The following is a 20,304-nucleotide window of genomic DNA, read 5'->3' as shown; positions in this document are numbered from 1 at the left end:
GTTTTCTTTTCGCAGTGTGAGTCATCGTATAGAAATAAGAATCCCCGCCGATGCCGCCTCAAATGCCGCACCGCCGGGGATTCTATAAGTTTAACTGTATTCCGCTGCTTTTTATTTCTCTGCTTCTCTTTTCTTATCCAGCTTCACATTGCGGAAGTACAGCACCATATCTACAGTGATTTCTGCAATGTTCAGGAAATAGAAAGCCCATGCAAGGAAAAAGATCCAGTCTTTGTCCGGGTTGTTCATATAGCTGATAAATTTGTTGGCAATACCGAAAATATATCCGATCCAGATGAACACCTCAAAGTAAAGGCTCTTTCCTTTTGCTGTTCTTGAAGTCCAGGATTTATAAATGGACAGCGGCCAGGACAGGCCAAAGCACAGGATCATCAGTGCTTCCAGTAAGTGGCTTATCATTTCTACAGTCATGTTTTTCTTCCTCTTTCATTTCTTTTTCTGCCGAAAGTCGCTTGCAAGTGTTAATGCCCTGATGTCTTTTCAGCTTAAGACCTGTCTGAAATAATCAGACAGGTCTATGGTCTCTCTTGTATTTCGTCGTTACAAATGTAACCTTTAGTCTTCTTTATGCGCTTCTAAGTATTCTTTTCTTCCCATCTCATACAGATTGTTTCCGTAGCTGTCGATAATAACAAACAGTGGCATATCTTCTACTTCCAGACGGCGAAGTGCTTCTGCGCCAAGATCTTCGTATGCGATCAGCTCTGCTTTTTTGATGCATTTTGCAAGCAGTGCGCCGGCTCCGCCGATGGCTCCGAAATATACACCATGATATTTCTTCATGGCTTCTACAACTTCTGGAAGACGTGCACCTTTACCGATCATTCCTCTTGCACCTACAGACATCATCGTCGGAGCATAAGCATCCATACGACCGCTGGTGGTAGGGCCGGCACTTCCGATGACCTGACCTGGTTTTGCAGGGGTCGGTCCTACGTAGTAAATCGTAGCGTCTGTCGGATCAAACGGGATTTTTTCTCCTCTTGCGAGCGCTTCGCACATTCTCTTGTGGCCTGCGTCACGGGAGGTATAGATGGTTCCGGAAAGATATACGGTATCTCCGGCATGCAGTGTTTTTGCCAGTTCTTCTGTTAAAGGCAGCTGAATATGTTTTTCCATGATCAGATCACCTCCGTTTTATGACGGGTAACATGGCAGTTGATGTTGACTGCACACGGCATTCCCGCGATATGAGTCGGCATTGTCTCAATGTTGAGGCCGATGGCTGTGGTCTTTCCGCCAAAGCCCTGCGGTCCGATGCCGAGTTTGTTGACTTTCTCCAGCATTTCTTTTTCCAGATCTGCGTAGAACGGATCCGGGTTCTCGGAATCGATCGGGCGCATCAGTGCTTTTTTCGCAAGCAGTGCACATTTATCGAAGGTTCCGCCGATACCAACGCCGACTACCATAGGCGGGCATGGGTTCGGGCCTGCTGTCTCAACAACTTCCAGGATGAAATCCTTGATTCCCTGAAGACCTGCGGACGGTTTGAACATACGGATCATACTCATATTTTCGCTTCCGAAGCCTTTCGGGCCTACGGTAACTTTGATCTGCTCGCCAGGAACGATCTCGGTGTAGAGCATAGCCGGTGTATTGTCGCCGGTGTTTCCTCTTCTGACCGGATCTTTGACAACGGATTTTCTTAAGTATCCTTTGTCATATCCTCTTCTGACACCTTCGTTGACTGCCTCTGCAAGATCTCCTCCTGCGATGTGCACATCCTGTCCGATTTCCAGGAAAACACATGCCATTCCAGTATCCTGGCAGATCGGCACGTTCTGTGCGTCTGCGATCTCATAATTTTCTACGATTTTGTCCAGAACACCTTTTGCAATCTCGCCATCCTCGCAGGCACGGCAGCCTGTGATGGCACATTTTACGTCTTCCGGAAGATGGTAGTTTGCTTCGATACAAAGTTTCTCTACCACATCCGTAATGGTACTAGCCTGAATTTCACGCATGGGGTTCTCCACCTTTCTTTACTTCTATGATTTATCGTACCGAAAACCTTTTGGATTTCAGCACGGAAAGCGTGTCCCGGAAGCGGCTTTTAAACGCCGCCCCCTTCCGACACGCTTTTTCGCGGTTACTGCATTTTACAGGTGTCTTTTACCTGCATAATCCGGCAGAAGCTGCGGAGATACCATACCGGTATCAATACCTGCCTCTTTTAAGGTCTCAGCGTATTTCTCAACGTGATCCAGATTCATCTTGCCAAGCGTTACGTCTTTTGCTTTTGCTGCGGCAGCTTTTCCTGCATCGCGGCCAAATACAATAACGTCAAGCAGAGAGTTGCCCATCAGACGGTTTCTTCCGTGGATTCCTCCGACAGCCTCGCCTGCTACAAGCAGGTTGTTTACCGTATTGGTGAAGCCTTCGCCGTTGATTTCCAGACCGCCGTTCTGATAATGCAGGGTCGGATAAACCAGAATCGGCTCTTTTCTCATATCGATACCATACTGCATGAACATACGGAACATAGCCGGGATTCTCTTCTCGATGGTTCCTTCTCCGTGAAGCAGATCGATCATCGGGGTATCCAGCCATACAGCCTTGCCCTGCGGAGTCTCAACGCCCTCGTTGCGGTCGTCGGAGCACTCGCGGATGATGCTTGCTGCAGATACATCACGGGTTTCCAGCGGATGCATGAATGCTTCGCCGTCTACGTTTACGAGCATTGCGCCCAGAGAACGTACTTTCTCGGTTACCAGAGCACCGAAGATCTGAGCCGGGTAAGCAGCTCCGGTCGGATGGTACTGAATGGTATCCTGATACAGAAGCGGAGCGCCTGCACGGTATCCAAGGATCAGACCGTCAGCGGTTGCACCGTAATGGTTGGATGTCGGGAAGTTGTTGTAGTGAAGACGTCCCGCACCACCTGTTGCGATGATAACGGTTTTTGCCTTTGCTACCTGGTACTCGCCAGTCTCCATGTTCTGGAGAACAGCACCTGCAACCTGTCCCTTATCGTCTTTGATCAGCTCTACTGCGGAAGAGAACTCGATCACCGGAATACCGCGGTTGATGACTTCATCACGCAGTGTTCTCATGATCTCTGCTCCAGAGTAGTCACGGCATGCATGCATACGTTTTCTGGAAGTTCCGCCGCCGTGCGTAGTTACCATACGGCCATTCTCATCTTTATCAAACATAACGCCCAGGTTTTCCAGCCAGGAGATTGCATCCGGAGCTTCCATAACCAGTTTGCGGAGCAGTTCCGGTCTTGCAGCAAAGTGTCCGCCGCCGAACGCATCCAGATAATGCTGTGCCGGGGAATCGTTTTCTTTGTCCGCTGCCTGGATTCCACCTTCTGCCATCATGGTGTTTGCATCACCAATTCTCAGTTTGGTGGTAATCATAACGTTTGCGCCAGCCTCGTGTGCTTCGATCGCTGCAGAAGAACCTGCTCCGCCGGCACCGATAACGAGTACGTCTACGTCGTAATCTACTTTGTCAAGGTCAATATCAACACCTAAAATACGGCTGTTGGACTCCAGCAGATAGCCGAGCTCTGTCGGAACTTTCTCACCTTTGTTCGGGCCGACTTTCAGGGTAATGAAGCCTTCCTCTTTATAGTCCGGATGATATGCTGCAAGAAGGGCATCTTTCTCATCCGCTGTCATTCTTCTTGGCTCATTTGCCATTCTCTGGGCTCTGGTAGCTTCCACCTTTTTGATGGATTCCTGCATATTAGCCAGTGTGTACATTCGAATTTCCCTCCTTATTTCTCGATCTCACGGTTATTGTAGAGTTCCTGGATTTCATCGATTGGTTTACCCATCACCTGTTCAATCAGATCATCGAATTTACCTTCGTGAATCTCTTCTACACGGTTTTTCAAATGCTCTGCTTTCGGAACAATGTACTTTCCGTTCAGACGTCTTGCCAGCTCTCCTACCATCGGATGGGAGATTCCGGCCGGACAGCGGGATGCGCAGATTCCGCAGCCGATGCAGTCGAAGGACTCTTCTGCACATTTTTTGAAGTCGCCTCTCTGTGCGTATGCGATATACTGCATAACGTTCAGATCCTGAGGACATCCTTTGGTACATGCATTACATCCAACGCAGCTGTAGATTTCCGGATACAGATCCATCATGACTCTCTGCTCTGCGCTGATCTCTTCGATATCGTAGGTTCTCTTGTCGATCGGATAGAACGGAAGGCTTGCGATATACATACCGTCTTCTACCTGTGTCTGACATGCCAGACAGGTTTTCAGCTCATTCTTTCCTTTGATTCTGTAGATGGTCGCACATGCACCGCAGAATCCGTGACGGCATCCGCATCCGCGTTTTAACTGATATCCGGCATACTCCATAGCGGTCATAATGGTCAGATCGCCAGGTACGGAATACTTCTTGCCGTAAACGTAAATATTTACCATTTCCTGCATTTTCTTCAACCTCCGTTTAATATTCGTTCGGTAATTCGTCAATCTCGTCGCAGCGGAAAACAGGGCCGTCCTTGCAGACGTATTTATCTCCGATGTTGCAGCGGCCGCATTTTCCGATACCGCATTTCATACGAAGCTCCAAAGTGGTGTAAACCTGTGTTTTCTCATAGCCCAGTTCCTGAAGTCCCTGAAGAACAAATTTGATCATGATCGGCGGTCCGCAGATCAGAGCTGTTTTGTCAACGGACATGTTCAGTTCTTTCACATAATTCGGAACGAATCCTACATGGCCGTCCCAGCCTTCCTGCTCACGGTCAATCGTCAGATGCACGTTGACATCTTTTGCTTTCGCCCATACTTCCTGGATCTCTTTTAACTGTACCAGATCGTCTTTGGAACGGGAACCGTAAACGATATCTACGGTACCGTAGTTATCACGATTGTCCAGTACGTAATTGATCACGGAACGCAGCGGAGCAAGTCCGATACCGCCGGCGATGAACAGCAGGTCCTGTCCTTTTAATACAGTTTCTACCGGGAAATGATTTCCGTACGGTCCACGAACCAGGATTTCATCTCCTACGGACATATTGTGAAGATAGTTTGTTAAAGTACCGCACTCCTTGATGGAGAACTCCTGGTACTCTTTGTTTGTCGGGGAAGAGGTAATGGAAAACAGTGCCTCTCCGACACCCGGTACACAGAGCATTGCGCACTGGCCAGGCATATGTTCAAACAGCTTGGTGCCGTCCGGACGAACGATACGGAATGTTTTTACGTCCGGTGTTTCGCGGCGGATATCTGTGATGATACCGACCTGGGGCAGCAAAGCGTTTTTCTTTTCTTCGCTTCCACAACTACAATTGCACATTTACTTGGTACCTCCCATGCGTTTGATTACTTTGACAATGTTCAGCGACTGCGGGCATTTCTCTACGCAGCGTCCACATCCGACGCAGGAATACATTCCGTCGTTGTTGTCCGGGAAGTATACCAGTTTGTGCATGAAACGCTGACGGAAACGCTGCAGCTGTGTGGTACGGTTGTTTCCTGCTGCCATCATGGTGAAATCAGAGTACATGCAGGAATCCCAGCAGCGGTAACGCTGTACACCGTTTCCGGTGTTAAAGTCTTTGATATCGTAGCACTGGCAGGTCGGGCAGGAGAACGTACAGGTTCCGCAGCCTAAGCAGGCATCGGAAAGTTCTTTCCACTTCGGATCGTCAAAACGTTCTTTTGTCTTGCCAACGCCCCATCCCTCGAGGGAAAGGTTGCTGTTTGGCATCTTGTCGATCAGGGTACGGATTGCTTCTTTCTCAGCCTCTACTTCTTTGGTAAGATCCTGCTCGGTCAGGTAAGCTTTTACCAGCTCGGTCAGTTTCTGGCCTTTTTCGGTTTTTGCTTCCCATGCATAACCGTCAGCTACCTGCCACATAGCAACATCTGCTGCCGGTTCTGCAGCATCGATGCCGAAGGTTTTACAGAAGCAGCTGTCTTCCGGCTCATGACAAGCCAGGGAAACAACGATGCCGTGCTCTCTTCTTGCTGCATAGTAAACGTCTGCAGGCTCGCTTAAGAAAACGCGGTCCAGAACATCGAACGCTCTGACATCGCACGGACGAACGCCGAAAATAGCAAACGGTGCGTCTTTTAATGCTGCCGGCTCGATGCTGGTCTTGTTTGCCTTCTGATAGCAGGAGTAAAGAACTTCACTCTGCGGGAAAAAGGCGTCTTTTGGGGATTTTACGGTTTTTAAGGTATCGAGATCCACTTTCGCGTCCTCAGTCCAGAAACCGAAATTGGTAATTCCATTGTTTTGTACCGGAAGGAAAAGATCCATCTCCTTTGCAACAGCGGCAAGGAGCTCCGGCATTTTTTCTCTGCTAATCTGATACATCCCTTAACCCCTTTCCTTGACGATACTTGGCTCTACATCTTCCTGTGTGAAGTTGGTGAGCGGTGCACGGCTGTCTGTGTCTTCTCCTGCCTGATACTCTCCGTAGAACTCATCGATATCTTTGATGAATTTACGATTCAGAAGGTGCAGCGGAATATGCTGCGGACATACGCGGGAACACTCGCCGCAGTCCGTGCAGCGTCCGGCAACGTGGAATGCACGGATGATGTGGAACATCTGCTCCTCAAATGTCGTAGTGTTTGCTTTCTGTGCAGTATCGTAACGATCATTGTCAAATACGCATTTGATACAGCTGCAGGCCGGACATACGTTGCGGCATGCATTACAGCGGATACAGCGGGAAAGCTCATTCTGCCAGAATGCGAACCGTTCTTCCGGAGCCATTGCCTCGAGCTTTTCAACCAGTTCGAAACGGCCTTCTTTTGCCGGTTTTTCCTCGTCACAGCCTTCTGCAAGCTCATCGTATGCTACATGTTTTCCACCCTTGCAGGCTTTGCATCTCTCGAGGATGACATCCTCTCTTTTCAGCTCTTTGTCACCATAAACCGTTGCAACTTTGATGGTATCGCCGTCCTCTGTTACAGCGGTAATACCCTTGCAGCCTGCTTCACGGATTTTCTCGATATCGAGTTTTCCGTCGCATCCTACACCAACGATGTAGGTTTTCTCGCGATCCACACGATGCTCTTTGATTAACTGATTAAAGCTGTAAGTATCACACGGTTTTAAGAAAACGAGTGTTTTTCCTTCTTCTTTTGATGCTTTAATCATGTATTTGCTTAAGTTGGCACCACAGAATCCGTCATAGGTAAATTCGTCAAGACTCTCGGCACTTTCAAAAAATGCAGGCTCTGCGCTGAAATCTGTATCGCCTTTTCTCCAGCCAAGAACACGGACTACGGTACCGTCAGACAGAAGCTCTTTTGCGCGGGATACTAATTTTTCTTGCATCGTAAATCCTCCAATCTGACATTCTTACCAAGACTTCTCACCTGCTCAATGAACTCGTTCATGGTCTGGGAGAATTTCACACCTTCTGCGGCGGATACCCACTCCACACGGGTACGTCCGTTCTCAACACCAATGTAATCGAGCATGGAGAACAGCAGGGTCATACGTCTTCTTGCATAATAGTTTCCTGTACTGTAATGGCAGTCTCCCGGATGGCATCCGCAGAGGATGACTCCGTCAGCGCCCTTCTGGAATGCTCTTAAAATGAAGAGCGGATTGACACGGCAGGAACATGGAACACGGATGATCTTTACGTCTGCCGGATAGGAAAGACGGCTGGAACCTGCCAGGTCTGCTCCTGCGTAGGAGCACCAGTTGCAGCAGAATGCCACGATGACTGGCTTAAATTCTTTGTTTTCGTTGTTATCTATCGGCATATTGCATCTACCTCCGCGAGAATTTGTCTATTGGAGAATCCTTTCAGGTCCATAGCACCGGACGGACATGCAACGGTACATGCACCACATCCATGGCAAAGTGCGCCGTTAACGACTGCCACATGTCTGGTTTCGCGGATTCCGTGGTCGTTGACCTGACGATCTTCGTAAGAAATCGCGCCGTATGGGCAGACTTTTTCACAGGATGCACATCCATTACAGAACAGCGGATTGGATTCTGCTGTACACGGGTTGGTGGTCAGTTTGTCTTTTGCAAGCAGTCCGACTACTTTGACAGCAGCTGCTCCAGCCTGTGCAACGGTTTCCGGAATATCTTTCGGTCCCTGGCATACACCGGAGAGGAAAACTCCTGCGGTCGGAGACTCTACCGGACGCAGTTTTGCGTGTGCCTCGGTAAAGAAGTCGTTGGTATCCATACTTGCAGTCAGCATGGTAGCCAGTTTTCTTGCATCTTTACTCGGCTCAATTGCCGTTGCAAGGACAACAAGGTCTGCTTCCATCTTGATCTGACGGTTGTCCAGAAGGTCGGATCCCTGTACCAGAAGACGTCCGTTCGGAGCCTCAGATACTTTTCCTACCTGACCCTTGATATAATCTACACTAAACTCTTCTACTGCACGGCGGTAGAACTCATCGAAGTTCTTACCCGGGGTACGAACATCAATGTAGAAGACATGTACATTGACATCCGGATAATGGTCACGCACCAGCATGGCCTGTTTTGCGGTGTACATACAGCAGATCTTGGAGCAATAGCTCTTTCCTCTGCAGGTTACGTCACGGGAGCCGACGCACTGGATAAATACGATATCCTTCGGATGCTCGCCATTGGAAAGACGTACTACTTTACCGCCTGTCGGGCCGGCAGCATTCATCAGACGCTCCATCTCAAGGGAGGTAATTACGTCTTTGCTCTGGTTGTAATAATATTCGTCAAACTTGTCCAGACTGATGGTATCGAAACCAGTTGCCACAACGATTGCGCCGTACTCTCTGGTGATTACTTCATCTTTCTGGTCGTAGTTTACTGCACCTGCTGCACAGACTTTGGAGCAGATACCGCATTTTCCGGTTTTGAAGTGGATACAGTTTGCAGTATCAATAACCGGTACGTTCGGAACTGCCTGTGCGAACGGTGTGTAGATTGCAGTACGGTTGGACAAGCCTCTGTTGAACTCGCTCAGGTTCTTCTTGGAAGGACATTTCTCCTGACAGAGTCCGCATCCGGTACATTTGTCCATATCTACGTATCTTGCTTTCTTACGGATGTCTACTTTGAAATCACCGACGAATCCGCCAACGCTCTCTACCTCACTGTAGGTATAGATGTTGATCTTCTCATGCGCGTTTACCTCTCCCATACGAGGAGTCAGGATACAGGAAGAACAGTCGAGGGTCGGGAATGTCTTGTCAAGCTGTGACATTCTTCCGCCGATACTCGGGGTCTTCTCTACGATATCTACTTCATAGCCTGCATCTGCGATATCCAGTGCAGTCTGAATACCTGCGATACCGCCTCCGATCACCAGCGCACGTTTTACAACGCGGCTCTCGCCCGGGGTAAGCGGGGTATCCAGCATAACTTTAGCAACGGCTGCACGGGCCAGAATTACGGCCTTCTCGGTAGCCTCTTCCATGTCTTTATGAATCCAGGAACACTGCTCACGAATGTTTGCAATCTCCAGCTGATACGGGTTCAGGCCCGCTTTTTCTGCTGCTTTGCGGAACGTTCCTTCATGCATACGCGGAGAGCAGGAACAGATGACAACGCCGGTCAGATGCTCGTTCTGAATGGCATCGATCACTTTCTGCTGACCCGTTTCGGAACACATATACTGATAATCCTCTGCATGAACAACACCCGGCTCTTTGCTGATGACGTCAACAACTTTTTTGACATCAACCGTAGCCGCAATATTTGTACCGCAGTGGCAGACAAATACTCCTATTCTTTGCACTTTTCTCTCACCTTTCTGTGGATGGGTTGTTTTTTACTTTCTATATTTACGGAATGCACTCATCAGAAGCTGCTGCGGAGTCTCATCATCCAGAAGAGCCGGAATTTCATCCGGAGAAAGATAATTCTCTCCTCTCTGACGGATCACGGAAAGACGAACTGCCTCGATCAGTTTGGCAGGTTTTACGTCTCTTGGACAGCGCTCTACACATGCGAAGCAGGAGAGGCATTTCCAGATGGACTTGGAGTTCATCAGTGCTTCCACATCGCCGTTCTGTACGTAAGATACAAACTGATGCGGACGGATGTCCATTTCGTTATAAGCAGGACAGGATGCGGAACATTTACCGCATTTCATACATTTTCTGGTATCCACACCGGCGATGGCACGGATTTCATCGGATGTTGCAATTTTCATGCCTGCACCTCCTCTTTGATGCCGAGTGCTTCTGCAAGAAGCTCGGTAAAGTAGGTAACCGGAAGACCTTCTTTTGTTCCGTTATTGCGCAGGTTGTACATGCAAAGCGGACATGCAGTGATCAGTTCTTCTGCTCCTTTGTAGGATGCGGATGCCATGATCTGGTCTACCATGTTGGATGCCATTTTCTTTTCTTTGAGGGATATGTAGCCGCCGCAGCACTCATTTCTCATCGGATATACGACCGGTGTTGCGCCAAGGGCCTTGATAAAGTCTTCAATGATTGTCGGATTTTCCGGATCGTCAAACTGCATTGTGGTGCTCGGACGAAGCAGCATACAGCCGTAATATGCGCCGATTTTTCTTCCTTTTAATGGGTTTACCACTTTCTCTTTGATCTTGTCAAATCCAACGACGTCACGCAGCACTTCCAGATAATGAAGTACTTTCGTTTCGCCAAGATATGGCTCGGAAAGAGCCATGTAGTTGTTTACTTTTGTCTGAATGTCTTCTACATTCGCCATGTCATCGTTTACGCGTTTGATCACGTGATGACAGGCGGAACAGACTGTGATCAGATCCTGTCCTTTTTCTTTGGCGTCTGCTAAGGCGCGAACCGAAGAAAGTTTTGTGGCGATTTCATCGGATGCCTGTGGATACACAGCTCCGCAGCACTGCCAGTTTTCAATTTCTTCCAGTTCAAATCCCAGAACTTTTGCGCACTCTCTGGCATAATGATCCAGATCTTTTGCTTTGTTCTTCAGCGTACAGCCCGGAAAATAACTGTAGGTCATGGAATTGCTCCTTTCTTACTTGCTCCTGTTGGTTTCCATTTTTCCTGCGGTATCTTCTGTCCGGCACCGGAAAAGTTTCCGGTACTCTTTTTATGTACACCCGGCGGAAAATTTCTTCAGGCGCACGTTAAGGCAGTGGGAGATACCGCTCTTTCGCACTTTCTGCCACTGCCATAAATTTTATGTTTTGAGCTTATTGCCCGCTCTTAGTGCTCGATCTGTGCGATAACTGCTTTTAATGCGTCGGCACTTGCTTTGAGTTTTTCTACTTCCTCTTTTGTCATACGCATCGGAATCTTGCCCTGTACGCCTTTCGGTCCAACGAGGGTCAGTGTGCTTAAGCATACATCCTCGATGCCGTACTCACCGTGCATCATGGAAGATACGGTTGCTACAGAATCGGAAGAAGAAAGAATGGTTGCTACCAGTTTGCATACTGCAACAGATACTGCATAGAAAGTAGCTCCTTTGTTTGCAATAACCTGTCCGCCGGAAGTTCTTACGTACTCCAGCATAGCATCTTTGTCGATCTTGGTTACGTTCCTGCCCATTTTTTCTACGGTCTCGTAGTACTCGTCCAGACTGACACCGGAAACGTAAGCGCCGCTCCACGGAATGAAGGAAGTATCGCCGTGCTCACCGAATACGTAAGCGTGGATGTTTTTCTGGGCAATGTTGAGGTGTTCAGACAGTCCGCAGCGAAGTCTCGCGGAATCCAGCATGGTACCAGAACCAAGGATCTGGTTTTCCGGAAGTCCGGAGATCTTTGTAAACACGTAGGTCATGATATCAACCGGGTTGCTTACAATGATGTAGATGGCATTCGGAGCCGCTTTTACGATTTCCGGTGTGATGGATTTTAAGATGTTTACGTTGGTCTGGGTCAGCTCAATACGGGTCTGGCCAGGCTTTCTTGCAATACCGGAAGTAATAATTACGATATCAGAGTCCTTGGCATCCTCATACTCACCTGCGATGATGGAGACCGGATCGCGGAAGCAGGTACCCTGCGCGATATCCATAACCTCTCCCTCTACTTTTTTCTTGTTAATATCGATGAGAACAATCTCAGACGCGATGTCTTCGTTCGACAGTGTATAGGCGATCGTAGATCCAACGCTTCCAGCTCCAATGATGGTAATCTTGCTGCTCATAAATACTCCTTTCTAAAATACCCCTAGTTGGTTTTTGTGATTGATAAATTTTTCACTTTCCTTATCATAGCACTATGACAAGAATTTAACAAGTGTTTTTTTCGAGCATTTTCGTGAAATCTTTTTTCTCACTGAGCCCGTACGCTTCCAGAAGGGGTGTTCTGGATATATTTCAATACAATTATACCATTTTTTGTTCTTTTTCACAAGAATTCTTTCCAAAAACTTACAGCTTTGTCCTTCATCCCGCAGAATTCGTCTTTTTCCGCATGGTTCCCGGGTTTTTGCTTTCTGTGTTTAGTTTCACACGTCTAACTTTCGTTCGTTATATTTTTAACAACTTTTCGTCATACGGGCTAGTTTCTGTCCTTCTTTTCTACATTTTGTAGGATGTATCCGCCAAATTTCCTGTCTGATTTTCATTTCTGCTGCCGCCAGACGCAAAAAAGACACGGATTTTTCTGTTCCGTGTCTTTTTTGCTCTGTTTTTTCTGTTTTTGCTTCTATTCTTCTGTTTCACGAGCCGTTGCCGCTTCGGCAAATGCATTTCCATATTCGGCAAGCGCCTCTTTTGCATAGACGGCATCTGACCGGTACGGCACATTTCCGTTTCCGACGTGCATCGTCACGTCCGCGCCTTTTCCAAGGATCAGAACAACCTCTCCCGGTACGGCGCCAAGAATCGCCTCCCGGATTGCTGCTCCGCGGTCCATGCGGATCTGGAAGGATGCACCTTCCTTTGCTATGTACCCGCCGATCTCCTCACAGATCGCCTGCGGATCTTCGTTTCCCGGATCATCCGGTACGAGGAAAATCCGGTCCGCCCGTTTTCCGGAAATCTCACCCATATCTTTTCTGCGGTTGAATGCTTTTCCGCCCGGGGTTCCGAACACAACGCTTACGCGGCTTCCCGGGTATTCGAGTGCTACGGTATCAAACATTTTTTCAAAACTCAGGCCATTGTGCGCGAAATCCACGATCGCCGTGACCTCGCCCGCGCTGCTCTCGTACGTCTCCATCCTTCCCGGAACGGTGACGCCAAGGAGGCTTTCCTTGATCAGCGAAACCGGGATTCCCATCGACCAGGCAGCCGCAATGGCAGCTACGGCATTCTCCACATTGAAGACTCCGTGCACCGGCAGGGTAAAATCTTCCGAGAAATCCGGTCCTGCCACATGAAAATAGAATTTTCCTCTGCCCGGCTTGATATCACTCACACGGATTACAGCATTTTCTTTCGATCCAAACGTAACGACGCGCTCACATTTTGCCGCAGCTTTCAGGATTTCCTCGATATGGTCGCTGTCCAGGTTCACGCAGGCGCAGGTGCAGCGGTCGAAGATCTTTAATTTCGACTGGAAATAATCATCAAAATCCTTGTGCTCCGTCGGGCTGATGTGGTCCTTGGAAATGTTCAGGAAAATGGCGGTATCAAAATGCGTGTTTCCGACTCTCTCGTATTTGAGCGCCTGGGAGGATGCTTCCATCACCATATGAGAAAGGCCTGCATCTACGGCATTGCGCATATGGCGGCACAGCTCCAGGGATTCCGGCGTGGTGAGCGTTGATGCTTCTCTCGTCTTTCCGTCGTAATATTCAATCGAACTTAACAGTGCACATCCGTTTCCGCCCTGTTTTTTCAGGCAGGCATCGAGCATCGACTGCAGGTAGTAGGCTGTCGTTGTCTTTCCTTTTGTTCCGGTCAGCGCCGTGACATGCAGCGACTTTGCCGGATAATCGTAAAACGCCTCACCCAGCACAAACTGTGCTTTTCTGGCATCGTTGACGATGAGTGCCGGAATTTCTTTTCCCGCTTCGTATTTTTTTTCACTTACATAGGCAACAGCACCGCGGTTTACGGCGTCTTTTAAGTATGCCTCTTTGAATGCAGCTCCTTTGCAGAGAAACAGCGTTCCCTGATCCGCTCCGCCCGAAAAATACGTTACGAGGGTAACTGGTCTGTCCTCTCCTTCTTTTCCTTCCGGCTCTGCAAATTCCACCAGAAGGCCTTCCTGCTCCAGAAGTTTCTTATATTCTAATACCGACTGTTTCATAGGATATCTTCCTCTCTTCTATGGGATTCTTTTTCAGCTTTCCTAAAATCCAGGCTCCATTATACCAGAATTGAAACAGCTTGTCCATCTTGCGGCACGGCTTACATCATCTGCGCATTTTTCTCAAAAAGAGAACGAAGCGTTTTTGCGCAGTACAGGTACGCCGGAACGAGAAACAGATCGGCGAGAATCCATGCCACCGGGCTTGCGAAGCAGACTGCGGTGTAACCAAAATACGGAACCAGGAAAAAGGCTACCACCGAACGGCCGATCATCTCGCAGACGCCGGCAAGGATTGCAAATTTGCTGAAGCCCATGCCCTGCACGGTAAAGCGTACGACATTGACAAGGGTCAGCGGAATGTAAAATACCATGTTGATCAGCAGCATCTGACGCGCCTGGTCGAGGATGACCGTCTCGGATGCATCTACAAAGAGAAGCGAAATCTGGCGGGACCACAGAAACATAACTCCTAAAATGACCACGGAATACACGCTTCCAATAATGGAACTTGTCAAAATACCGGTGTTGACACGATCCATCTTCTTCGCACCGACGTTCTGTCCGGCATACGTCGCCATAGTGGAGCCGAGCGCGTCGAACGGGCAGCAGCAGAACATGGAAATTTTACCGGCAGCCGTAACAGATGCAACCGCAGTGGAACCAAGGCCGTTGACAGCGGTCTGCAAAATAACACTTCCGATCGCGGTGATTGAATACTGCAGTCCCATCGGGATTCCCATATTGCACAGATTAAGCACATAATGCTTGTGCAGCTTCCAGTCCTCTCTCGTAAAAGCAAGGATGGTGAATTTTTTCTTCATATAAAAGAGACACAGGAATCCAGAGACTCCCTGCGCGATAATCGTCGCCCACGCGGTTCCCGCTACTCCCATCGGGCGGACCAGAGCAAGATCTAGCACGATATTCAGTATTGAAGAGATACCGAGGAAAATCAGTGGGGAGCGGCTGTCGCCGAGGCTCCGCATGATTGCTGATGTCTGGTTATAGAGCACCATAAGCGGAATTCCGAGGAAAATAACAAAGATGTAAGCGTATGCACCGTCCAGAATATCGGACGGGGTTTTCATCAGAATCAGAATGTCGCGGCACCAGATGCAGACAAGAACGGTCATCACCACGGAAAGAATACCGGCCAGGACGGCTCCATTTCCTACATACCGGCACAGTGCTTTCCGATCTCCTGCACCGAACATCTGCGCAACCGGAATCGCAAATCCGTTGCAGACTCCCATACAGAATCCCACGATCATGAAGTTGATCGAACCTGTACTGCCAACAGCCGCGAGCGCTTTCGCGCCTAAGAATTTTCCTACAATAATCGTATCGACCATGCTGTAAAACTGCTGGAACAGCATGCCGAGCAGCAGCGGCAGTGCAAACCCCAGAATCAGTTTTACCGGGCTGCCGTTTGTCAGATCTTTTACTGCACTTTTCTTTGTTGCCATGTGATGTCCTCCCTATTGTCGTATGTTTTTGCTTCCCCTTTTTGTCGAATCTCATGCCATTTTATATCTTGTTCTCCCGGAATGCAATCCCGTAATACTGACGAATTGCATGACGGTTTTTCGTCACTTTTACGTGTTTTTGACATGGGCACATCGTTTTATTTTCTGCATGCGCAAAAACAGCTGCAGCCGGCTCCCACCCTGGGAACTCTGACCGCAGCCGCTTTACTGCTTTTTTCAAAATTTTTAATCTGCAAGTGCTTTTTTCTTCCACTGCAGCAGAATCATCACTGCCACAAGCGCCGTCAGGAAATCCGAAACCGGCTGGGAGGCAATAACACCGGAAAATCCGGCGATCTTTGATGCACAGATAATGACAATGGCAAAAATCACGCCCTGACGTCCTGCAGAGAGAATCAGCGCGCCTGCCCCATTTCCAATCGCCTGGAAAATGCAGGTGGAGGCAAGCACAATACCGACAAACGGCATGCCGATGAGCTGGACACGGAGAATCTGCTGTGCGACTGTGATTACACTGGCATCTTTTAAGAACAGTCCCACCAGAAGCGGAGCCGCCGCACCGAGCACAATCGCCATTCCGGCACCGGTCAGCACTTCCAGAAGGAAGGCAAAACGGATTGTCTCGTTGAAACGTTTTTTGTTCTTTGCGCCATAGTTGTATCCGACCAGTGGCTGTCCGCCGAAAGCAAAGCCAACCATGACAAGAACGGAGATCATGATGATTTTGAGGGCAATTCCCATCGCTGCGACTTTATCTGTTCCATACGGCTGTAAAAAGCGGTTCGTCAGCGTCACGCCGATGCTCTGCATGAAGTTGGTGACAGAGGCCGGAATGCCGATCGCAAGGACGGCGAGGACTTCCGCGCCGGTCACTTTCAGTTTCCGGAAATCGACGGAGAGATAACGGCATTTCTTTATTATAAAAATCACATAGAAAATATCGCCGCAGATATTGCCAAGCACCGTAGCAATCGCAGCACCTGCCGCTCCCAGACCAAGGGTGTAGATAAAAACCGGGTCGAGAATGATGTTGACCACGGCTCCGATCATCGTTCCGATCATGGATGCTTTGGCAAAACCTTCGGTGCGCACCAGGTTGTTCGGTGTCAGCTGGACAATGATAAACGGTGCGCCGAGTGCAATCCACTGGTAATAGTCCCCCGCATACTGCCACGTCGTCTCATCGCAGCCGAGAAGACCAAGAATCGGCTGTTTGGCCGCAAGCAGGATGATGCTGACCACAATGCCGACAGCAATCGCCGCATAAAAGCAGAATACACTGATCCTTCTTCCGTCCTCGTACTCTTTTTTGCCAAAGAGACGCGAAATGACGGAGCTGCCGCCGACACCGAAGATGTCTCCGAGTGCGATCATCAGCGTGAAAATCGGCGTGCCGAGCGATACGCCGGCGATCAGTGCGGTGTTTCCGGTCCGCGCGATGAAGAAGGTATCTACCATATTATAGATCAGCGATACCACCATGCCGAGCACGACCGGGAGCGCGAGCGTCATATATGCTTTTGACACTTTGGTTTTCTCAAACAATTCATTTTCCATTTTGAAAACTCCCCTTTTCTCACTTTTTCCTGAATCACTTTCTCACGCGGCGAAACAGCAAGTGTTTCACTGCTGAGTGAACTGTAACTTTCCTTTTGTCCTCGTGTATCTTAGCAGACTTTCTTGCTTTTTATTGTGTCATGTGTCACAATAAGGAAGAAAAAACAGATTCTTTAAGAGAGGATTTTTTCTATGAAACGAATCTTTGATCCGGCTCTGCTGGACTTTTATCTTCAGAAATATGAGATTCCGTCGCTTTTTAACACCCCGGATCTCGCCTTTTCCCTGTACCAGTTTGAAAAGGGAGAACGCCTCGACATACTGAACCCTGAGGAATATCTCTCATTTCTTGTGAACGGCTCCATTGAGATCAGTGCCAACCGCGCCGACGGCACCAGCTATCCGATCGGCTATCTCGACAGCTTTACCTGCATCGGCGATATGGAATTCTGCGGAAAGCGCGATGATACGCACCAGATTGAGGCACGCACCACCGCGCTTTGCATTGTCCTGCCGCTTGGCACCGCCAAAGAGTTTCTGCTTGACGACAACCGCTTTTTACGTTATCTTTTAACCTCCGTCACAGAAAAACTGATGCTTTATTCCAGCTCTCAGTCCAATTTTTCCACGCTTGAGGAAGCATTCCTCTCCTATCTGTCAAAGCGCTGCCCGGATCAGACCTTTTCCGGTGTAGAAAAAATGGCCATGCAGCTCCACTGCAGCCGCCGCCAGCTCCAGCGCGTTTTAAAAAAACTGCTGGAAGAGGGACGGCTCACGAAGCTATCCAAAGGCTCCTACCGCCTTCGCTGAATATTTAACTGAATTTTTTCCGGATTTCCTCTGCCGCTTTTACCATATTCCGAAGGCCCGCATCTGCCTCCGGCACACCTCTTGTTTTCAGTCCGCAGTCCGGGTTGACCCACAGTTTCTCTTTCGGAATTTTTGTGAGCATCACCGTAAGGCTCTGCACCATCTCCTCCACAGACGGAACACGCGGAGAATGAATGTCATAAACGCCAGGTCCAACCTCTGTCTCAAAATGATTTTCTCTTAAGGAATCCAGAATCTGCAGATCCGAACGCGATGCTTCAAAGGTGATGACATCCGCATCCATATCGTCGATGGCCGGGATGATGTCGGTGAATTCACTGTAGCACATATGGGTGTGAATCTGAGTTTCCGCTTCGACTCCGCTGTGTGTCAGGCGGAATGCCGGGATGGCAAAATCAAGATACTCGCTGTACCAGTCTGATTTCCGCAGCGGCAGCTTCTCGCGAAGGGCAGCCTCGTCGATCTGAATCATGCGGATTCCATTCGCCTCAAGATCGAGCACCTCGTCGCGGATCGCCAGGGCAATCTGAGAAATCGATTCCCTGATGGAGATATCTTCTCTCGGGAACGACCAGTTGAGGATCGTAACCGGGCCGCTCAGCATTCCCTTCATGATTTTTTTCGTCAGGGACTGCGCATAAACAGACCAGGCAACGGTAATCGGACTCTTACGGTATACATCACCCCAGATAACCGGCGGTTTTACGCAGCGGGTTCCATACGACTGTACCCAGCCCTTCTCTGTGAACAGGAAACCGCCAAGCGCCTCGCCAAAGTACTCTACCATATCATTTCTCTCATATTCGCCGTGTACCAGCACGTCGAGTCCGATCTCCTCCTGCCATGCAACACACTCCGCAATTTTTGCACGATTAAAGGCTTCGTACTCTTCCTTCGTCTTTTCCCCTTTCCGGTAAGCCGAACGATTTGCTTTGACATCCCTGGTCTGCGGGAAGGAACCGATCGTTGTGGCCGGAAACTCCGGCAGGCCAAATTCCGCTTTCTGCAGTTTCTGCCGCTCGCTCCGCTTCGGCAGACGTACGGCATCCTGTTCGGTGATGCGGGACAGGCGCTCACGCACCCCGTCATTTTCACAGTCTCTCTTCTCCGCAAAAAGTCTGTGATTGTTCTGATAACTCTCCGCTTTTGTATAGTCCGCAAGGTCTGCTAAAACTCCAAGTTCCTGCAGCTCCGTCAGCTTTTCCTCCGCAAAAGCAAAATAAGCGCTGCATTCCTTTGGAAGCTTTGTTTCATGCTTCAGCGTGTAAGGCACATGAAGCAGAGAACAGGAAGTGGAAAGTACGACAGAAATGTTCTTTTCCTGCAGGCCTTTCACCGTCTGCAGTGTTTTCTCGTAATGATTCTTCCAAATATTCTTTCCATTGACAAGTCCCGCAAACAGGATTTTGTCAGCCGGAAAGCCGTACGCTTCGATCAGGCGCACCGTCTCTTTTCCCTCCAGAAAATCAAGGCCGATTCCGTCGAAATCCATTGCTGTGAGATCCTGGTAAACATCCCTTACATCACCGAAATATGTCTGCACCAGAACACGGCAGTTTCCTTTTTCCTGCAGAACCGCGTCATAAAGGCGGTGGAACAACTCCACATCCTGCGCATCCATATCGCGGACAAGGGCCGGCTCATCAAACTGTACCCAGGCAATCTGCTGTTTCTGACACTCCTTCAGCAGTTCCTGATAGGCTGCTGTGAGATCCCCGATGAAATCCTCCGCTTTCTTTTCTCCGGTGAATCTGCAAAGCTTCAGCATCGTGTAGGCTCCAATCACAACCGGTTTTGTCGCAATGCCAAGCTCTTTTGCCTCCGCATACTCATCAAAAAGCTTGGACGCGGAAAGATGGATGACGGTGTCATCTTCTGCTTCCGGTACAATATAATGGTAGTTGGTGTTGAACCATTTTTTCATTGCCAGTGCTTTTACATCACCGGATGTACCCTGATATCCTCTTGCCATGGCAAAGTAGGTATCCAGTGCGGATAACTGCAGCTCCTGATACCGTTTTGGAACGATTCCAAGCAGTACGGCCGTATCGAGTACCAGATCGTAATGTGAAAAATCGTTGCTGGAAATAAACGTAATTCCGGCCTCTTTCTGTGTCATCCAATGTGCTTTCCGCAGATCTTTTGCTGTCTGCAGCAGCTCCTCCGCTTTGATCTCGTTCCGAAAATATTTTTCAGAAGCAAATTTTAATTCCCGCAGGGTACCGATTCTCGGAAACCCAATCACTGATGTCTGCATAGCCTTCTCCTCTTCCTGTTCGTTTTCATCCAAAGTGTTTGTTGT

Annotated in this window: 18 protein-coding genes; 1 reads left to right on the top strand and 17 read right to left on the bottom strand. The window is 48.9% G+C overall.

The window, feature by feature from the left end; genetic code table 11:
• Window positions 1-111: 111 nt before the first annotated feature.
• From DW915_RS05185 to DW915_RS05105, 16 genes are all read right to left on the bottom strand, one after another.
• On the bottom strand, window positions 112-432 hold the full coding sequence (locus DW915_RS05185; RefSeq protein WP_022461179.1) for a hypothetical protein: 321 nt from the start codon (window positions 430-432) through the stop codon (window positions 112-114).
• 144 nt (window positions 433-576) lie between these two features.
• Window positions 577-1,140 (bottom strand): Fe-S-containing hydro-lyase, encoded by a 564-nt coding sequence (locus DW915_RS05180; protein ID WP_055227520.1) that lies wholly within the window; start codon window positions 1,138-1,140, stop codon window positions 577-579.
• 2 nt (window positions 1,141-1,142) lie between these two features.
• On the bottom strand, window positions 1,143-1,985 hold the full coding sequence (locus tag DW915_RS05175) for a fumarate hydratase (RefSeq protein ID WP_022461177.1): 843 nt from the start codon (window positions 1,983-1,985) through the stop codon (window positions 1,143-1,145).
• 135 nt (window positions 1,986-2,120) lie between these two features.
• On the bottom strand, window positions 2,121-3,731 hold the full coding sequence (locus DW915_RS05170) for an FAD-binding protein (protein ID WP_118741717.1): 1,611 nt from the start codon (window positions 3,729-3,731) through the stop codon (window positions 2,121-2,123).
• A gap of 14 nt (window positions 3,732-3,745) precedes the next feature.
• A complete protein-coding gene (locus DW915_RS05165; protein ID WP_055219362.1) occupies window positions 3,746-4,420 on the bottom strand; it encodes a 4Fe-4S dicluster domain-containing protein in 675 nt (224 codons plus the stop codon).
• Between the two features lie 16 nt (window positions 4,421-4,436).
• Window positions 4,437-5,291 (bottom strand): FAD/NAD(P)-binding protein, encoded by an 855-nt coding sequence (locus DW915_RS05160; protein ID WP_022461174.1) that lies wholly within the window; start codon window positions 5,289-5,291, stop codon window positions 4,437-4,439.
• Complete coding sequence (locus DW915_RS05155; protein WP_118741716.1) at window positions 5,292-6,317, bottom strand: 4Fe-4S dicluster domain-containing protein; 1,026 nt, start codon at window positions 6,315-6,317, stop codon at window positions 5,292-5,294. It abuts the gene before it with no gap.
• A 3-nt stretch (window positions 6,318-6,320) separates the two neighbouring features.
• A complete protein-coding gene (locus tag DW915_RS05150; RefSeq protein WP_022461172.1) occupies window positions 6,321-7,289 on the bottom strand; it encodes a 4Fe-4S dicluster domain-containing protein in 969 nt (322 codons plus the stop codon).
• Complete coding sequence (locus tag DW915_RS05145) at window positions 7,274-7,726, bottom strand: hydrogenase iron-sulfur subunit (RefSeq protein ID WP_118741715.1); 453 nt, start codon at window positions 7,724-7,726, stop codon at window positions 7,274-7,276. Before DW915_RS05145 ends, DW915_RS05150 begins: the two co-directional genes overlap by 16 nt.
• Complete coding sequence (locus DW915_RS05140; RefSeq protein ID WP_118741714.1) at window positions 7,717-9,705, bottom strand: CoB--CoM heterodisulfide reductase iron-sulfur subunit A family protein; 1,989 nt, start codon at window positions 9,703-9,705, stop codon at window positions 7,717-7,719. The genes DW915_RS05145 and DW915_RS05140 overlap by 10 nt, the downstream gene beginning before the upstream one ends.
• A gap of 33 nt (window positions 9,706-9,738) precedes the next feature.
• Window positions 9,739-10,122, bottom strand: a complete 384-nt coding sequence (locus tag DW915_RS05135) for a 4Fe-4S dicluster domain-containing protein (protein WP_055219367.1) — start codon at window positions 10,120-10,122, stop codon at window positions 9,739-9,741.
• Entirely contained in the window at window positions 10,119-10,916 is a 798-nt protein-coding gene (locus DW915_RS05130) for a CoB--CoM heterodisulfide reductase iron-sulfur subunit B family protein (protein ID WP_022461168.1), read from the bottom strand. Before DW915_RS05130 ends, DW915_RS05135 begins: the two co-directional genes overlap by 4 nt.
• Before the next feature lie 206 nt (window positions 10,917-11,122).
• Window positions 11,123-12,070: an L-lactate dehydrogenase gene (locus DW915_RS05125; RefSeq protein WP_055219369.1), complete on the bottom strand. Its 948-nt coding sequence runs from the start codon at window positions 12,068-12,070 to the stop codon at window positions 11,123-11,125.
• 503 nt (window positions 12,071-12,573) lie between these two features.
• A complete protein-coding gene (locus tag DW915_RS05120) occupies window positions 12,574-14,124 on the bottom strand; it encodes a Mur ligase family protein (RefSeq protein ID WP_022461166.1) in 1,551 nt (516 codons plus the stop codon).
• A gap of 101 nt (window positions 14,125-14,225) precedes the next feature.
• Window positions 14,226-15,593 (bottom strand): MATE family efflux transporter, encoded by a 1,368-nt coding sequence (locus tag DW915_RS05115; protein ID WP_022461165.1) that lies wholly within the window; start codon window positions 15,591-15,593, stop codon window positions 14,226-14,228.
• A 246-nt stretch (window positions 15,594-15,839) separates the two neighbouring features.
• Window positions 15,840-17,171, bottom strand: a complete 1,332-nt coding sequence (locus DW915_RS05105) for an MATE family efflux transporter (RefSeq protein WP_118741712.1) — start codon at window positions 17,169-17,171, stop codon at window positions 15,840-15,842.
• 192 nt (window positions 17,172-17,363) lie between these two features.
• Here DW915_RS05105 and DW915_RS05100 point away from each other — a divergent pair, with 192 nt between their 5' ends.
• On the top strand, window positions 17,364-17,981 hold the full coding sequence (locus DW915_RS05100) for a cyclic nucleotide-binding domain protein (RefSeq protein ID WP_022461163.1): 618 nt from the start codon (window positions 17,364-17,366) through the stop codon (window positions 17,979-17,981).
• Window positions 17,982-17,985: 4 nt separating this feature from the next.
• Here the strand turns inward: DW915_RS05100 and metE are convergent, their stop codons facing one another.
• On the bottom strand, window positions 17,986-20,259 hold the full coding sequence (gene metE / locus DW915_RS05095; RefSeq protein WP_118741729.1) for a 5-methyltetrahydropteroyltriglutamate--homocysteine S-methyltransferase: 2,274 nt from the start codon (window positions 20,257-20,259) through the stop codon (window positions 17,986-17,988).
• Window positions 20,260-20,304: the final 45 nt, after the last annotated feature.

This window comes from Blautia sp. AM42-2 (assembly GCF_003480245.1).
Classification (GTDB): domain Bacteria; phylum Bacillota; class Clostridia; order Lachnospirales; family Lachnospiraceae; genus Fusicatenibacter; species Fusicatenibacter saccharivorans.
The sequence above is the reverse complement of the archived record's forward strand: the minus strand, read 5'-3'. Positions and strand labels throughout refer to the sequence as shown.

Excerpts from the sequence above, each read along its gene's own strand:
- DW915_RS05185 (WP_022461179.1), bottom strand. The coding sequence starts at position 432 with ATGACTGTAGAAATGATAAGCCACTTACTGGAAGCACTGATGATCCTG.
- DW915_RS05180 (WP_055227520.1), bottom strand. The coding sequence starts at position 1,140 with ATGGAAAAACATATTCAGCTGCCTTTAACAGAAGAACTGGCAAAAACA.
- DW915_RS05175 (WP_022461177.1), bottom strand. The coding sequence starts at position 1,985 with ATGCGTGAAATTCAGGCTAGTACCATTACGGATGTGGTAGAGAAACTT.
- DW915_RS05170 (WP_118741717.1), bottom strand. The coding sequence starts at position 3,731 with ATGTACACACTGGCTAATATGCAGGAATCCATCAAAAAGGTGGAAGCT.
- DW915_RS05165 (WP_055219362.1), bottom strand. The coding sequence starts at position 4,420 with ATGCAGGAAATGGTAAATATTTACGTTTACGGCAAGAAGTATTCCGTA.
- DW915_RS05160 (WP_022461174.1), bottom strand. The coding sequence starts at position 5,291 with ATGTGCAATTGTAGTTGTGGAAGCGAAGAAAAGAAAAACGCTTTGCTG.
- DW915_RS05155 (WP_118741716.1), bottom strand. The coding sequence starts at position 6,317 with ATGTATCAGATTAGCAGAGAAAAAATGCCGGAGCTCCTTGCCGCTGTT.
- DW915_RS05150 (WP_022461172.1), bottom strand. The coding sequence starts at position 7,289 with ATGCAAGAAAAATTAGTATCCCGCGCAAAAGAGCTTCTGTCTGACGGT.
- DW915_RS05145 (WP_118741715.1), bottom strand. The coding sequence starts at position 7,726 with ATGCCGATAGATAACAACGAAAACAAAGAATTTAAGCCAGTCATCGTG.
- DW915_RS05135 (WP_055219367.1), bottom strand. The coding sequence starts at position 10,122 with ATGAAAATTGCAACATCCGATGAAATCCGTGCCATCGCCGGTGTGGAT.
- DW915_RS05130 (WP_022461168.1), bottom strand. The coding sequence starts at position 10,916 with ATGACCTACAGTTATTTTCCGGGCTGTACGCTGAAGAACAAAGCAAAA.
- DW915_RS05125 (WP_055219369.1), bottom strand. The coding sequence starts at position 12,070 with ATGAGCAGCAAGATTACCATCATTGGAGCTGGAAGCGTTGGATCTACG.
- DW915_RS05120 (WP_022461166.1), bottom strand. The coding sequence starts at position 14,124 with ATGAAACAGTCGGTATTAGAATATAAGAAACTTCTGGAGCAGGAAGGC.
- DW915_RS05115 (WP_022461165.1), bottom strand. The coding sequence starts at position 15,593 with ATGGCAACAAAGAAAAGTGCAGTAAAAGATCTGACAAACGGCAGCCCG.
- DW915_RS05105 (WP_118741712.1), bottom strand. The coding sequence starts at position 17,171 with ATGGAAAATGAATTGTTTGAGAAAACCAAAGTGTCAAAAGCATATATG.
- DW915_RS05100 (WP_022461163.1), top strand. The coding sequence starts at position 17,364 with ATGAAACGAATCTTTGATCCGGCTCTGCTGGACTTTTATCTTCAGAAA.
- metE (WP_118741729.1), bottom strand. The coding sequence starts at position 20,259 with ATGCAGACATCAGTGATTGGGTTTCCGAGAATCGGTACCCTGCGGGAA.